The sequence below is a fragment of the Martinezella dioscoreae genome (genome assembly GCF_009176305.1).
GTDB classification, from domain to species: Bacteria; Pseudomonadota; Alphaproteobacteria; order Rhizobiales; family Rhizobiaceae; genus Rhizobium; species Rhizobium dioscoreae.
Genome location: NZ_BLAJ01000008.1, coordinates 86,647 through 98,939 on the forward strand (window position 1 = coordinate 86,647; position 12,293 = coordinate 98,939).

Below are 12,293 nucleotides of genomic sequence, written 5' to 3' on the forward strand. Positions count from 1 at the left end.
GGCGCGGGGCGATCCGTTCGCCTGGCAACCTGTAGAGGCGTCTTGGCGACTGACGGTTCGATTGCTACGATGCGCGTCATGACGGTTCTCTCTCCGGATACCCGCCCGCCGCTCCGGCTTTCGTTCCGGCTGCCGTCGCTCACCCTGCGACTGCTGTGGCGCTTCTGGCCGCAGCTGATGGCGCTGTGGCTGCTCGGCCTGATCGGAAATTCGCTTCTCAACGAACTGGCGGTCATGATCGGCCGGCTGAATGCGCTGGCCGGGCTGTCTACCCTGGCCCTTGTCGTTCTCCTGAAGCTTGTCATTATCGTCGCGCTGTTCGAGACCGTGCGACCCGGGTTGGCCTCGCTTGACGCCGCCTCGCGCGCTGCGGCTGCCTCGCCGGAAACCGATACCGGCGACGGCGCCGCGACGCCCAGCTTTACCTCGATACTCGCGCTGACCCTCGTGCCATTCTTCGCCTACTATGCCGCCTGGGGATTTCTCGGCGACACGGTGAGGGAATATTCCAGGCTATCGCTCGACCTGATGCCGTTCGGGGAGGATTATAATCCTCTGAAATTCGGCAGCAGTGCCTGGCTCCTCGTCTCGGTTGCCATCGCCTGGGCGGTCAGGCGCTTTGCCAAATTCATGCATTCGCGTTCGAAAGCGCCTGTCTGGGCTGTCATCATCGTTGTTTGTGAGGCGAACTGGGCCTTCATCGGTCTCTTTGTTATTTCGACCTGGGAAGGCGACATCCGTTCCAGGGTCGCCAAGCTCCCCGAAACGATCGGGCATTTTTTCGGCTTTCTCAATCCGGTCGGCGATGCCGCGGCGGCCACCATCTTTCCGCCGACGGCGGAGGACGCGTCGCTTTCCTTTTCCAGGCAAATGCGCGGCCTGTTCCTTTATGCTCTTTATCCCGTCGTCTGGCTGACGCTCGCAGCCTTGGTCTATGGCTACGACATCAATGGCGAGCGCCCGCTGACGGAGGGCCGGTTGGCGCGCACGGTTTCGCGCTGGCGGTCGCTGCCAAAGGCGATCCGTGATTTCATTTCGCATTTCATCGCGGGCACGGCAAAACGCTATCGTGCCTTGGCCGAGGGTGTCGGGCTGACACTCGGCTCCGGTCTCGGGCTGATGCTATCAGTCATTCTGCTTTACCGGCTGCTGGATTGGAGCTCGGCCTGGGCCTGGTACGGCCTCTCCAGGCTGATCGGTCCGCACGATCTGCCTTTGTGGCAGATGATCGCGCAGGCCATTTCGCTCGTCTTCGGCAGTCCCAGCGCGCCGGGTGACGGCGTCCTCATCATGCCGATAAAGATCTGCCTGCTTGCCGCGGCTCTGGAAATCGGTTTCGCGCAGGGGCGGGAATGGCGCCGCGGCGGAAGCTGAAGCACGCAGCGGTTCAGCCTCTCGTGGCTCTGCTTTAATTCAGCCGCAGCGGAAAGGATATGGCGTCCGGTCTCGTCGAAGCGAAGCTCAGCTGTGCCGACAAGGAGGGGATTGCGTCGGCCGGCACGACGAATTTTTCCTCCATGAGCGTATTTGCGCTTTTGGAGGGCGGCTGGCGCGATACGGTATCGCAGCCATCGATGGGAGTGGCCTGTGGATCGAGGTCGCGGCTGAGATCCTTGGAGAGAATGAAATTGAGGGGCTGCCAGCGACGGCCCTTCGGGTCCGTCAGGGTCAGGCTGCATTGAGCCCAGGACTGTCCGATATCGTCTTCGGCTCTCGCGGCCAGCCTTACGATCACCAGGCGCATCTGGCCGGGGAAGGTCATTTTCCCGTCACGTCCGTCGCCGATCACCCTTGCCTGGTCGAGTGTCCAGGAGGCCTTGGCATAGGTCTGCCCGCCGATATTGCCGCTTACGCGCAGCTCGCTTCGCTTGATGTAATCCTCGGCGTTGCGCCATGCGTTGATGGCATAATAGCCGGCGAGCAAGAAGGGCAGGCTAAGCAGAGATGCCAACCAAAGCCGTCGTTCTCGTCTAGACGCCATTATTACCGATCTCCGCGCGGTCGCGGGTCTCGACGCTTCCACCGTCGAGCTTGACGCGAATTTCCGAATCCAGCTGAGGTGATGGCTGCCTGGAAAGCACCAGTGTCATATTGCTCGTTTCGTCTTCCGGCAGTTCGAAGATGAAGATGCCTGAGGTCGGCAGGCCCGGCTGCAAGTCCCTGGATGGCAGAAGGCGAGGGGCACCATCGGCACGATGGGTCTGCCGGTAGGAGCGGCCGGAAGCTCCTTCAATCGCCGCGGCCTGGATGGTCATCGTGTCATATTTCGACTGCAGCTCGACACTGACGATCAGCCAGACGCCTTCGGTCTGTCGCTCGACCGGCTTGCCGTAAGAGGTGAATGCGATCGTTTTCGCGCGCAGGAACTTGGCGACCTTGACGCTGAACGTCTTGCTCGACACGGTGTCCTTCTGCGGTCCCGACGTTTCGATGGGACCGGTTAGAACGGCGTAGCTCGGTGTCGTCGATTGCAGGAAAGCCAGGAGCAGGGCGGCCACGCCGACGAGCAACACGGAAAGCAAGAGACGTGTCAAGGATTTGCTCCTTGCCCCGCCGAAAGCGGCAAGCCGACGCGCGCCACGTCGTTCGGATTGAACCAGCCCGGCGCGGCATAGAGATTGTCCTTCGGCTTGTAAGTGGTTCCCACGATCGCGACATTCAGCACTTTGGGAAGCGCCTGCGTCGCGGGCAATTGCCAGACGACCTTGACCTTTTCCGGCATCATCGGCTGAAGGTCCCAAAGCAAATCATTGTCCCGGACGAGATAGAATTGCGGGACCGGCGGATTTTCGAGATTTTCGAGCTTCAGCGTATCCCGATAGGAATTCGAGCTTTCCGCCGTCATGTTCTCAAGGGTCAGATCGAGTGTCAGCGCTTTCTTGCCATCGGGAAGGTGTCGGCCATCCGGCGTTTCGGCAGCGACGCCGCCGGAATGAAGCGTCACCATCCATTGGCCGGCATCGACGGGTTTGCCAGGCGCCACCTGTGCCACTTCCGCTTCTTCGCGGGTTTGGTAGATCGAATACCCAAGCGAGAGTGCGCCCGCCAGAAGGCCGCCGATACCGGCGATGATTCGTGTATGGAGCGCCTTGTTCGCTTTGCTGATGGCGGACTGATTCATTGCCTGATGCGATCGGGTGGTGACTTTCGCGGCCTGCATCCGAAGAGCGGGCGGCAATCTCTATTTGGTTCAGCCGGTCGATACGGCAAGGGTGGGTGGTGCCGGAGCGCTGGAATATGTGCTGATGTCACCGGATAGGCACCTGGTAAATCGATTTGCAAAAGCATTTGCAAATCGATTTACAATGCCGTAGCCTGCGCGCATGACCACAATCGCCAAAGTTGCCAAACGTGCCGGAGTGTCGCCGACCACAGTGTCGCATGTGCTCAATCATGCCGACCGTGTCTCGGCGGATTTGCGCAAGCGCGTTCAAGAGGCAATCGCGGAGCTTGGTTATGTGCCGAACCCGCTCGCCCAAAGCCTCAGGACCGGCCGCACCAATCTCGTTGCCATGCTGATCCCGGATATCCGCAACCCCTTCTATCCGGAGATGGTGCAGGCGGCGCAATCCGATCTCGAGGCGATCGGGGTCGATCTCCTGATCTTCAATACCGATGTTCCCGGAGGCCATTCACAGGAGCACGGCGAGCACTATCTCCGCCAGATCCGTAGCCGGCGCATTGACGGTCTTATCGTCGGCGATTTCGCGCTGCACGGCATGCATGACGCGCTGCTTGAAATCGATCTGCCGACCGTGTTCATCGGCGACCTGCCAAACAAGGCGGTCGACAGTGTCAAGATCGACGATTTCGGCGGCGGCCATCAGATGGGAACCTATCTGGCGAAGAAGGGCCATCGTCGCATAGCGCATCTGACCGGCCCGTCCTTCTTCGCCGAGGCCATGGCGCGCGCCGCCGGATTCGAGCAGGGCTTGCGTGACAACGGCGTCGAGCCGATCGCCGAACTGCGGCGGGAAGGAAGTTATCTTGGTCCGTCAGGGCAAGAGGCGGTCGATTGGCTTCTGGCAAGCCATGGCGACAACCTGCCGTCGGTGATCTTCTTCGGAAACTACCTGATGGCGGCGGGAGCGCTCGCCGCCTTCTTCGATCGTGGCATCAGCGTGCCGAAGGATATCGGCGTCGCCGTCTTCGGCGACCAGCCGCAGCTCGAATATGTCAGGCCGCGGATCACAAGGGTCGGCAACACGCCGTCGCTGCTTGCCCACCGCGCGACCGAGATGCTGCTGGAGCGGCTTTCGGGAGCTTATGCCGGGCCCGCGCGTTCGGACGTGATCCCCTGCAATCTACACGCCTACGATACCGCATGAATTGAGGCTCCGTCACCCGGGAGGAGAGTGGTGACGGCAACGCAAAATGGGAGGAAGTCATGACTGGTAAGGATAAGTTCATCGCCCCCGCCACCCGTCGCGGCGTGCTCAAGAGCGGCGCGATCCTCGCCGCCGGCGCGGCTGCCGGGTTGAGCGGTTTTCCCTACATTTCGCGCATGGCCGTCCGTGCGCAAGGCGCGCCGTTGAAGTTCTGGCAGTTCTACGCGCCGGGCGGCCCGGTCCAGAGCCAGATCGACTGGTTCGAGAAAGCGGTTGCGGCCTGGAACGACAGCCATCCGCAAAAGGTTGAACTTGAATATGTGCCGAACGCGGAATACATCAATGGACCGAAGCTCGCGACCGCATTCGCCTCTGGCGAGGGGCCGGACATCTTCCTGATCTCGCCGGGCGATTTCCTGCGTTATTACAATGGTGGCGTCCTGCAGGACCTGACGCCCCATATCGATGCCAAGGAGGATTTTCCCGAAAGCGTGATCGCCAACCGCATGGTCGATGGCAAGATCTACGGTATTCCGATGGAAGTCGAGCCGATGGCGATGTACTATTCGGTCAAGGCTTTCGAAGAGGCGAAGCTCAACGAAAACGACGTTCCGAAGACCTGGGACGATCTGCTTGAGCTTGCCAAGAAGCTGACGACGCCGAAGCGTTTCGGCGTGCTCTTCGAGACCCAGCCGGGCTACTATCAGAACTTCACCTGGTATCCCTTCCTCTGGCAGGGAGGCGGCGAATTCCAGGGCAAGGACGGCAAGAGCGCCTTCGATTCTCCCGCCACCGTGCAGGCTCTGAAGTTCTGGCAGGATGCCGTCAACTCGGGGGCGGCTCCGCGCCAGGTGATGGGCAGCGGCGCCAATGACACCGTCGCCAACCTCGCCTCGGGCTATTGCGCCATCCAGAATGTCGGCATCTGGGGCATCTCGCAATTGCAGAGCAACGCCAAGGATTTCAAATATGGCGTCTTCCGCCTGCCGACACCGCCAAATGGCAAATATGTGACCGTCGGCGGCGGCTGGGCCTTCGTCGCCAACGCCAAGAGCAAGAATCCGGATGCGGCGGCACAGTTCTGTGCCTGGGCGCTGGCCTCCAAGGATAAAGGCTCCGTTCAGCGCGTCGCCGATTGGTGCACCAAAGGCAAGTCGGACATGCCACCGCGCGAAAGCGCTCTTGCCGCCGGCGGCGATGCCTTCAAGACCGGCATGATCGGCAAATTCGCCTCCGATGTCTATCCGGGCGCGCGTGCCGAACCGCGCGTGCCGCCAGAGGTCTACAAGATCATTTCCGATGCGATCCAGCAGACGCAGCTCGGCGGCGCCGATCCTCAGGCGGCGGCAACCTCGGCCTCGCAGCAGCTCGACGCGTTCCTTGGTTCCTATAGCGGCGCGCCGATCCTTTAAAAGAAACGTCGGCCGCCGCGGCAATCCGCTCAAGCGGCCGTCTCTCCTTCCGGGACGAGATCATGACGACAATTGCAGATGCGACGACAAGCCATGCGAATGGCAGGCGCAAAGGCCTTTCCGCCCGGCATCGCGAGTGGATCGCGGGCTACCTCTTCGTATTGCCCGACGCCCTCGGCCTCTTTCTGTTTCTCGGCGTGCCGATGCTTCTGTCGCTCGCCCTGAGCGTCTATGAAGTCAACGGCTTCGGTGGCTACAATTTCGTCGGCGCCAAGAACTATATCCGCATGTGGCACGACCCCCTGTTTTGGAAGGGAGCGAGGGTGACGGCGCTTTATGCCGTCATGCTCGTGCCCTCGCTTTACGTGACCGGTCTGGGGCTGGCGCTTCTCGTGCAGCAGACCAACCGTTTCAATGCCGTCATGCGGTCGATGTTCTTCGCGCCAAACATGGTGAGCCTCGTGGTCGTCGCCCTTGTCTGGCAATTCATGGTGATCGACAAGATCGGCGTCGTTGGTCAGACCATGGCGAACCTCGGTCTTCCCGCTATTTCATTTCTCGGCGATCCGAATTTCGCATTGATCACCGTCGTGCTTGTCAGCGTCTGGTTCCTGATGGGCTTCTATATGCTGATCTTCCTAGGTGGCCTGCAGGACATACCAAAGGAGTATTACGAGGCGGCGATGATCGATGGCGCCGGCCCGGTCAAGCGTTTCCGATATATCACGCTGCCGCTCTTGAAGCCGACGAGTTTCTTCGTTCTCATGGTGTCGATGGTTGCCGCCGTTGCCGGTGCCCAGGCCTTCGACATCATCTACGTCATGACCAAGGGCGGCCCGGCCAATTCGACGGCGGTGCTGATCGTCTACATCTATCAGCAAGCCTTTTCTTTCGGCGCCTTCGGCTATGCGGCCGCGATGTCCTCGATCTTGGTCATCGCGCTCATGGCTGTGACAGCCACTTTCTTCGCCGTCACGCGCGGAGGACGTTTCGATCATGCCGAATGATGCCTCCAACGCCTATCTCGCGCGATCGCAGGTAACGCTGGTACGCTGCCTGTGGATGCTGATCGCTGCCATCCTGGCGCTGATGACGCTGTTTCCGTTGCTCTGGATGGTCTCGATCGCCTTCAAGCCGGCAGCCGAATCCTTCTCCTCATCGCTGATACCGGAAGCGCCGACGCTCGACAATTTCATCTATGTGCTGACGGGCGTACCCTTCATTCGCTACATGCTCAACAGCTTCCTTGTGTCGGCGACGGTGACGATCGTCGCGCTCTTCTTCCACACCATGGCTGGCTATGCGCTCGCGCGCCTGCGCTTTCCAGGCCGTGAGATCATATTCCTGGCGATCTTCTCGACCTTTCTCGTCTCGCTGCCGGTGGTGATCGTACCGCTCTTCATCATCGTCAAGGCGATGGGCATGATCAATTCCTATGCGGGCCTCATCATTCCCGCGATCTTCAACGCCTTCGGCATCTTCCTGCTGCGGCAGTACTATCTTTCATTGCCGCGCGAGATCGAGGAGGCGGCGGTGATCGACGGCGCGGGTTACTGGCGGATTTATTGGAGCGTCATTTTGCCATTGAGCCGGCCGATCATGTCGGCGCTCGCTATCCTGTTCTTCCTCGCCAACTGGAATTCCTTCCTCTGGCCGTTGACGATCACCTCCAATCCGAACCTCTGGATGGTGCAGGTCGGCATCGCCAACTTCAAGAGCCAGTATTCGGCTTCCTGGAACTACATGATGGCGGCCTCCACCATCGTCGCCATCCCCACCCTCGTCCTCTTCGTGATTTTCCAGCGGCAGATCATGGACTCGCTGAAGACCAGCGGCCTGAAATAGCCGTTTTCCTCAAGACAGGAGACATCTATGAGCAATCTCGGCCTTTCACCCTTGCGTGGGCTGGCTAAACTGCGCGAAGCAAGGACGCGCCGCTTTTCGAGCTACGACCGCACCGGCGGCAACGACGACCGCTTCCATATCGAGCCGGGAAAGACGGAGGTGATCGCCGAGCACTCGGGCGCCGGCATCATCACCCATATCTGGGCGACGCTTGCCTGCGAGAGCGAGAATTTCCTGCGCAAGATCGTGCTTCGCGCCTACTGGGATGGCGAGACGGCGCCGAGCATCGAGGCACCGATCGGTGATTTCTTCGGCATGGGTCACGGCCGCACGGCGAATTACGCCAGCCTGCCGATGCAGGCGAGTCCCGAAGACGGCAAGGCGTTCAACTGCTACTTCCCCATGCCCTTCGGCTCGCACATGAAGCTCACGGTGACGAACGAGGCCGAACACGACCTGCTATTCTACTATTATGTCGATCTCGAGCTTCATCAGACGCTAGAGGAGGACATGGGACGCTTCCACGCGCAATATCGCCAGTCTCAGCCGCAAGGCATGAGCGACGCGGGCCTCACCAACGAGGAATATCTCTTCGGCGGCGAGAATGTCGACGGCAAGGAAAACTACACGATCCTCGAGGCCGAAGGCCGCGGTCACTATGTCGGCGTTCTCTACAGCGTTTATTCACGCCGCCGCTCCGAGGTGTGGGATTGGTACGGCGAAGGCGATGACATGATCTTCATCGACGGCGAACAGGGGCTCTCGGTGCGGGACACGGTGCGCAAGCCCGATCCGCGCATCGGGCCGAAGGCGGGGCTGATCGAACCGCGAGATGAATCCGCATCCGGTGCCAACGACGCCTGGCCGCCGACCCTGCACGGCACCGGCACCGAGGACTATTTCAATACGGCATGGTGCCCGACCCAGGAATACAGCGCGCCTTATCATGGCATCATCGCCGCCGGCGGTCCAAACTGGACCGAGCCGGTGACGCTCTACCGTTGGCATATCGAAGATCCGGCGATCTTTCAGAAGCACATCCGCGTGACGATCGAGCACGGCCATGCCAACCGACGCTCCGACGATATTTCCTCGGTCGCCTTCTGGTATCAGGCCGAGCCGCACAGGCCGTTCGGCGCATTCCCCGAGGTCGCGGAGCGCGTGCCGACCTTCCGCCGGCCATTCAAGGAAATGGAGATCGCCGTGAAGAAGGCGAGGGGCTGAGAGCGGCAGCCTGAACTTCACTACAATCGCTATTCCATGCCTTGATTTTGCACAAATGCATCCCTAAAAGAGGTCATATGTGACCTTTTAGGGATTCGCCATGACAACGATCAGCTTAAAGGATGCCAAGGCGTCATTTTCCCATGTCGTCGATCAGGCTGCCGCCGGTGAGTTCGTGACGATTACGCGCCACGGGCGCGCTGCAGCCGTCGTCGTTAGCGTGGGGGTGGCCGAGGCGGCAAGAAAGGCGATCCGGAGCGGCCGGCCGAGCCTGGTGCAATATCTGAAGACCTTTCCGGGTGATTTCGATCCTAGCGATGATGTTTTCTCAAGAAATCCCGCTCCCTCTCGTGAGGTCGATTTGTGAGCTTTCTTCTCGACACCAACGCGATCTCCATGTTCGCCCCCTCCAAGGCAAGTGCATCGAACACGTTTGCCGAATGGGTGGATGAACAGGATCGGCGGGACGCAATCTATCTTTCTGCGTTGACTATCCACGAGATCGAAAAGGGCGTTCGGTTATTGGAAGCAAAAGGTGCGAAGACAAAGGCAGCAGGGATTCACACTTGGCTACAAGGGCTAATTGCCGGGTATGGTGATCACATCCTGCCCGTCGACAAGGATGTTGCGCTTGAATCCGGAAGGCTCGAGGCGAAGGCGGTCATTGCCGGGCATGATCCAGGCGCGGCGGATGCAGTCATCGCAGGAACGGCAAGTGTTCATAGGCTCGTCGTGATCACAGCCAATCTCAAACACTTCCTACCGTTTGAAATCCCCGTCCAGTCGCCAGACCAACTCGCGCGCTAATGCTCCGGTTTGAATAGAGCGTCCTGGCAATTGCAAAAACAGCAAGCTGGAGCACATGGCTTGGTAAGCATGCGCTACCGGCATTTCCCTTTCATGCATCGAAGAGATCCTGTGGATTCAACCTGAAAGCGGGATGCTCTCGTGCGAATGGATGAATTGAAAAAGCGCTGCGTTAGGGCGCTTTATGTATCGGGCGCGAAACGTAAGAGGACGGTTTCTTTCGCCGCGTCGGGTTAATGCCATAGGCGAGTTGCTGGTCTCATGCGTCTCATACTTGTCAATGATGTTTCGATCGTTCGCGGTGGCGCGACCAAGGTGGCGCTGCAATGTCTCGAGGCAAGCAGGGATGCCGGGCTGACATGCGCCATGCTGGTCGGTGATGATGGCGAGGGCCTCAAGCAGCGCTTTGCCGACATCCGCACGGTCGCGCTGGGCGAGCGCGCCCTTCGGGAAGGCCCGGCGACCGTCGATATCCTCGCGAAGAACTACAATCGGCGGGCCTATGAGGCGATGGAGGGCCTGCTTCGGGAATCGGATGAGGAAACCGTTGTCCATGTACATGGCTGGTCGCAGATCCTCTCGCCCTCGATTTTCTATGCGCTTGCCAGGCATCGGGTCAAAGTCATCGTCACGGCGCATGATTTCTTCCTGACCTGCCCGAATGGCGGCCTTATCAATTTCCGCAGCGGCGAGGTTTGCGACATCAAGCCGCTATCTCTCGCCTGTCTGACGACCAATTGCGACAAGCGCAGTTATCTCCATAAGCTTTGGCGCTTCCGCCGCACCCTGACACAGCAGGGGGTCGGCGAGAGGTTCTGGAGCCAGGTGGGCATCGTCCTGGCGCATGAGAGCATGGAGGCATTTCTACGCACTGGCCCCTTCCGGCATTTCACGACGCTGCGCACGCCGACGCAGCCATTGACGCCGGCGCCCGTCGAGGCGTGGCGCAACCGCCGCACTGTTTTCCTCGGTCGCATGTGCTGGGAAAAAGGGGTTCAGACACTGGCGGACGCGCTCAACAAGACGGGCAGGACGGCAACGCTGATCGGGCGTGGGCCATTGCTAGCCGAGATGCGGCGGCTGTTGCCGCATTGCCATGTGCCTGGCTGGCTAAGCGACGAAGAGGTGAGCGAGATCGCTGGCACAGCGCGCGTTTTCGTCATGCCGTCGCGCATGCCGGAGCCTTACGGCCTGGTCGCCGCCGAAGCATTGATGTCCGGCATCCCGGTCATCGTCAGCAGCAATGCGTTGATCGCGGCGGAGGTCGAGGAGAATGGCGCCGGCCTGGTTTTCGATAGCGGCGATGCGGATTCGCTGGCCGAGAAATTGATGGCGACGGATGACGATCGATTGATGCGGCGGCTGAGCGAAGGGGCATTGGCCCTTGGCCGCCGCATCGCGCCGAGCAGGGCGGAATGGGGGCGCCGCATGGTGGATATCTATCTGGGACGGGGCGATTTTTCCGCATAGTGGTTGGGGGAGACGATGGTGCGCGCATTGGTGACTGGTGGTTGCGGTTTCGTGGGCCGGCATCTTGTCCGGCGGCTTCTTGCCGAGGGCTTGGATGTCGTCTGCGTCGATTCCCTGGTCGCGGGAACGGGCGCGCTGCATCCGGAACTGTGGCAGCGGCTTCGGCGTTCACGCTTCACCTTTTGCGAAGAGGATTGCCGGACGTTCTTCGCACGGCCTCCCGAACATTTCGACTATGTCTTCCATCTGGCCGCGCTCGTCGGCGGTCGCTTGACGCTCGAGACGCGCGCGCTCGACGTCGCCAAGGATCTGGCGGTCGATGCGGAACTGTGGCAATGGGCATCGCGAGCCAAACCCGGTTCGGTCATATTTTTCAGCTCCAGCGCGGCCTATCCGGTGTCGCTACAGACCGTCGCCAATCATCGGCTGCTGTCGGAGGAGATGATCAATTTCGACGCCGCCGTCGGTGTCCCCGATCTCAGCTATGGCTGGGCAAAATTGACCGGCGAATATCTGATGAAACTCTATGTCGAACGCTACGGCCGGCGGGCCATCGCCTACAGGCCGTTCAGCGGCTATGGCGAGGACCAGGATCTTGCCTATCCTTTCCCGGCGATCTGCCGCCGCTTGCTTGCGGAAAAGGGCGCGCCCGAGGTCTTCGTCTGGGGCTCGGGCCGTCAGTGCCGGGATTTTATCCACATCTCGGACTGCATCGACTTCATCTGGCGGACGAGGGAGCTGCTTCCAGACGGGGCAAGCCTCAATCTATCGACCGGCACCGCGACTTCCTTCATCGAACTCGCCGAGACGATCAGTCGGCGGATCGGCTGGCAGCCGGTTGTCAGCGGGCGATCGAATCATCCGGAAGGTGTCTTTTACCGTTGCGGCGACACAGCCTTGCAACGCTCCTACGGACTGACCCCCACGGTCGGTCTGGAGGAGGGGATCGCACGCATGCTCGCATATCTTCAGGCCGAGCAGGCGTCATACGCAGTCGCCATCTGACCCCATCACCAATCATGGTTATCACGTCTCATCGACGAGGTCCGGGGCCGACCGGTTGCGCCCCCATCTAAATTCGGCGGCGCACCGATCGCTCCGGCCACGCGTCGCCACGCGTCAACTCGACCTCGGGATCATCCACCGATCTGAAGAACCGCGAAATAGTGCTTGCGCGTCTCTTATAATTAGGTAAGTTACCTAACAA

The 12,293-nt window shown here is 60.4% G+C and carries 13 protein-coding genes; 10 read left to right on the forward strand and 3 right to left on the reverse strand.

Annotated elements, in window-relative coordinates:
• Positions 1-42: 42 nt before the first annotated feature.
• Entirely contained in the window at positions 43-1,374 is a 1,332-nt protein-coding gene (locus tag GDN47_RS25425; protein WP_152094529.1) for a hypothetical protein, read from the forward strand.
• Positions 1,375-1,408: 34 nt separating this feature from the next.
• Here the strand turns inward: GDN47_RS25425 and GDN47_RS25430 are convergent, their stop codons facing one another.
• From GDN47_RS25430 to GDN47_RS25440, 3 genes are read right to left on the reverse strand one after another with little or no spacing between them, the layout of a single operon-like run.
• A complete protein-coding gene (locus GDN47_RS25430) occupies positions 1,409-1,981 on the reverse strand; it encodes a hypothetical protein (protein WP_152094530.1) in 573 nt (190 codons plus the stop codon).
• A complete protein-coding gene (locus tag GDN47_RS25435; RefSeq protein WP_152094531.1) occupies positions 1,971-2,534 on the reverse strand; it encodes a DUF4352 domain-containing protein in 564 nt (187 codons plus the stop codon). The genes GDN47_RS25430 and GDN47_RS25435 overlap by 11 nt, the downstream gene beginning before the upstream one ends.
• A complete protein-coding gene (locus GDN47_RS25440; RefSeq protein ID WP_145323589.1) occupies positions 2,531-3,121 on the reverse strand; it encodes a hypothetical protein in 591 nt (196 codons plus the stop codon). The genes GDN47_RS25435 and GDN47_RS25440 overlap by 4 nt, the downstream gene beginning before the upstream one ends.
• A gap of 202 nt (positions 3,122-3,323) precedes the next feature.
• On the opposite strand from GDN47_RS25440, the gene GDN47_RS25445 reads away from it, so the two are divergent.
• From GDN47_RS25445 to GDN47_RS25485, 9 genes are all read left to right on the forward strand, one after another.
• A complete protein-coding gene (locus GDN47_RS25445) occupies positions 3,324-4,328 on the forward strand; it encodes a LacI family DNA-binding transcriptional regulator (protein ID WP_113354638.1) in 1,005 nt (334 codons plus the stop codon).
• 59 nt (positions 4,329-4,387) lie between these two features.
• Complete coding sequence (locus tag GDN47_RS25450; RefSeq protein WP_152094532.1) at positions 4,388-5,740, forward strand: ABC transporter substrate-binding protein; 1,353 nt, start codon at positions 4,388-4,390, stop codon at positions 5,738-5,740.
• Between the two features lie 62 nt (positions 5,741-5,802).
• Complete coding sequence (locus GDN47_RS25455; RefSeq protein WP_152094533.1) at positions 5,803-6,747, forward strand: carbohydrate ABC transporter permease; 945 nt, start codon at positions 5,803-5,805, stop codon at positions 6,745-6,747.
• The gene (locus GDN47_RS25460) at positions 6,737-7,585 is read left to right on the forward strand and encodes a carbohydrate ABC transporter permease (protein ID WP_113333361.1); all 849 of its coding nucleotides are present in this window, start codon (positions 6,737-6,739) and stop codon (positions 7,583-7,585) included. Before GDN47_RS25455 ends, GDN47_RS25460 begins: the two co-directional genes overlap by 11 nt.
• A 27-nt stretch (positions 7,586-7,612) precedes the next feature.
• A complete protein-coding gene (locus GDN47_RS25465; protein ID WP_152094534.1) occupies positions 7,613-8,809 on the forward strand; it encodes a glycoside hydrolase family 172 protein in 1,197 nt (398 codons plus the stop codon).
• Between the two features lie 100 nt (positions 8,810-8,909).
• Positions 8,910-9,176 (forward strand): type II toxin-antitoxin system Phd/YefM family antitoxin, encoded by a 267-nt coding sequence (locus tag GDN47_RS25470; RefSeq protein ID WP_113333363.1) that lies wholly within the window; start codon positions 8,910-8,912, stop codon positions 9,174-9,176.
• Positions 9,173-9,616, forward strand: coding sequence for a type II toxin-antitoxin system VapC family toxin (locus GDN47_RS25475; protein ID WP_152094535.1), 444 nt, complete (start codon positions 9,173-9,175; stop codon positions 9,614-9,616). Before GDN47_RS25470 ends, GDN47_RS25475 begins: the two co-directional genes overlap by 4 nt.
• A gap of 261 nt (positions 9,617-9,877) precedes the next feature.
• Entirely contained in the window at positions 9,878-11,086 is a 1,209-nt protein-coding gene (locus GDN47_RS25480; protein WP_152094536.1) for a glycosyltransferase family 4 protein, read from the forward strand.
• A 15-nt stretch (positions 11,087-11,101) separates the two neighbouring features.
• Positions 11,102-12,091 carry an NAD-dependent epimerase/dehydratase family protein gene (locus tag GDN47_RS25485; RefSeq protein ID WP_152094537.1) on the forward strand — a complete coding sequence of 330 codons (990 nt, stop codon included), beginning with the start codon at positions 11,102-11,104 and terminating at the stop codon, positions 12,089-12,091.
• The last annotated feature ends 202 nt before the right edge of the window (positions 12,092-12,293 follow it).

Excerpts from the sequence above, each read along its gene's own strand:
- GDN47_RS25430 (WP_152094530.1), bottom strand. The coding sequence starts at position 1,981 with ATGGCGTCTAGACGAGAACGACGGCTTTGGTTGGCATCTCTGCTTAGC.
- GDN47_RS25440 (WP_145323589.1), bottom strand. The coding sequence starts at position 3,121 with ATGAATCAGTCCGCCATCAGCAAAGCGAACAAGGCGCTCCATACACGA.
- GDN47_RS25445 (WP_113354638.1), top strand. The coding sequence starts at position 3,324 with ATGACCACAATCGCCAAAGTTGCCAAACGTGCCGGAGTGTCGCCGACC.
- GDN47_RS25450 (WP_152094532.1), top strand. The coding sequence starts at position 4,388 with ATGACTGGTAAGGATAAGTTCATCGCCCCCGCCACCCGTCGCGGCGTG.
- GDN47_RS25455 (WP_152094533.1), top strand. The coding sequence starts at position 5,803 with ATGACGACAATTGCAGATGCGACGACAAGCCATGCGAATGGCAGGCGC.
- GDN47_RS25460 (WP_113333361.1), top strand. The coding sequence starts at position 6,737 with ATGCCGAATGATGCCTCCAACGCCTATCTCGCGCGATCGCAGGTAACG.
- GDN47_RS25465 (WP_152094534.1), top strand. The coding sequence starts at position 7,613 with ATGAGCAATCTCGGCCTTTCACCCTTGCGTGGGCTGGCTAAACTGCGC.
- GDN47_RS25470 (WP_113333363.1), top strand. The coding sequence starts at position 8,910 with ATGACAACGATCAGCTTAAAGGATGCCAAGGCGTCATTTTCCCATGTC.
- GDN47_RS25480 (WP_152094536.1), top strand. The coding sequence starts at position 9,878 with ATGCGTCTCATACTTGTCAATGATGTTTCGATCGTTCGCGGTGGCGCG.
- GDN47_RS25485 (WP_152094537.1), top strand. The coding sequence starts at position 11,102 with ATGGTGCGCGCATTGGTGACTGGTGGTTGCGGTTTCGTGGGCCGGCAT.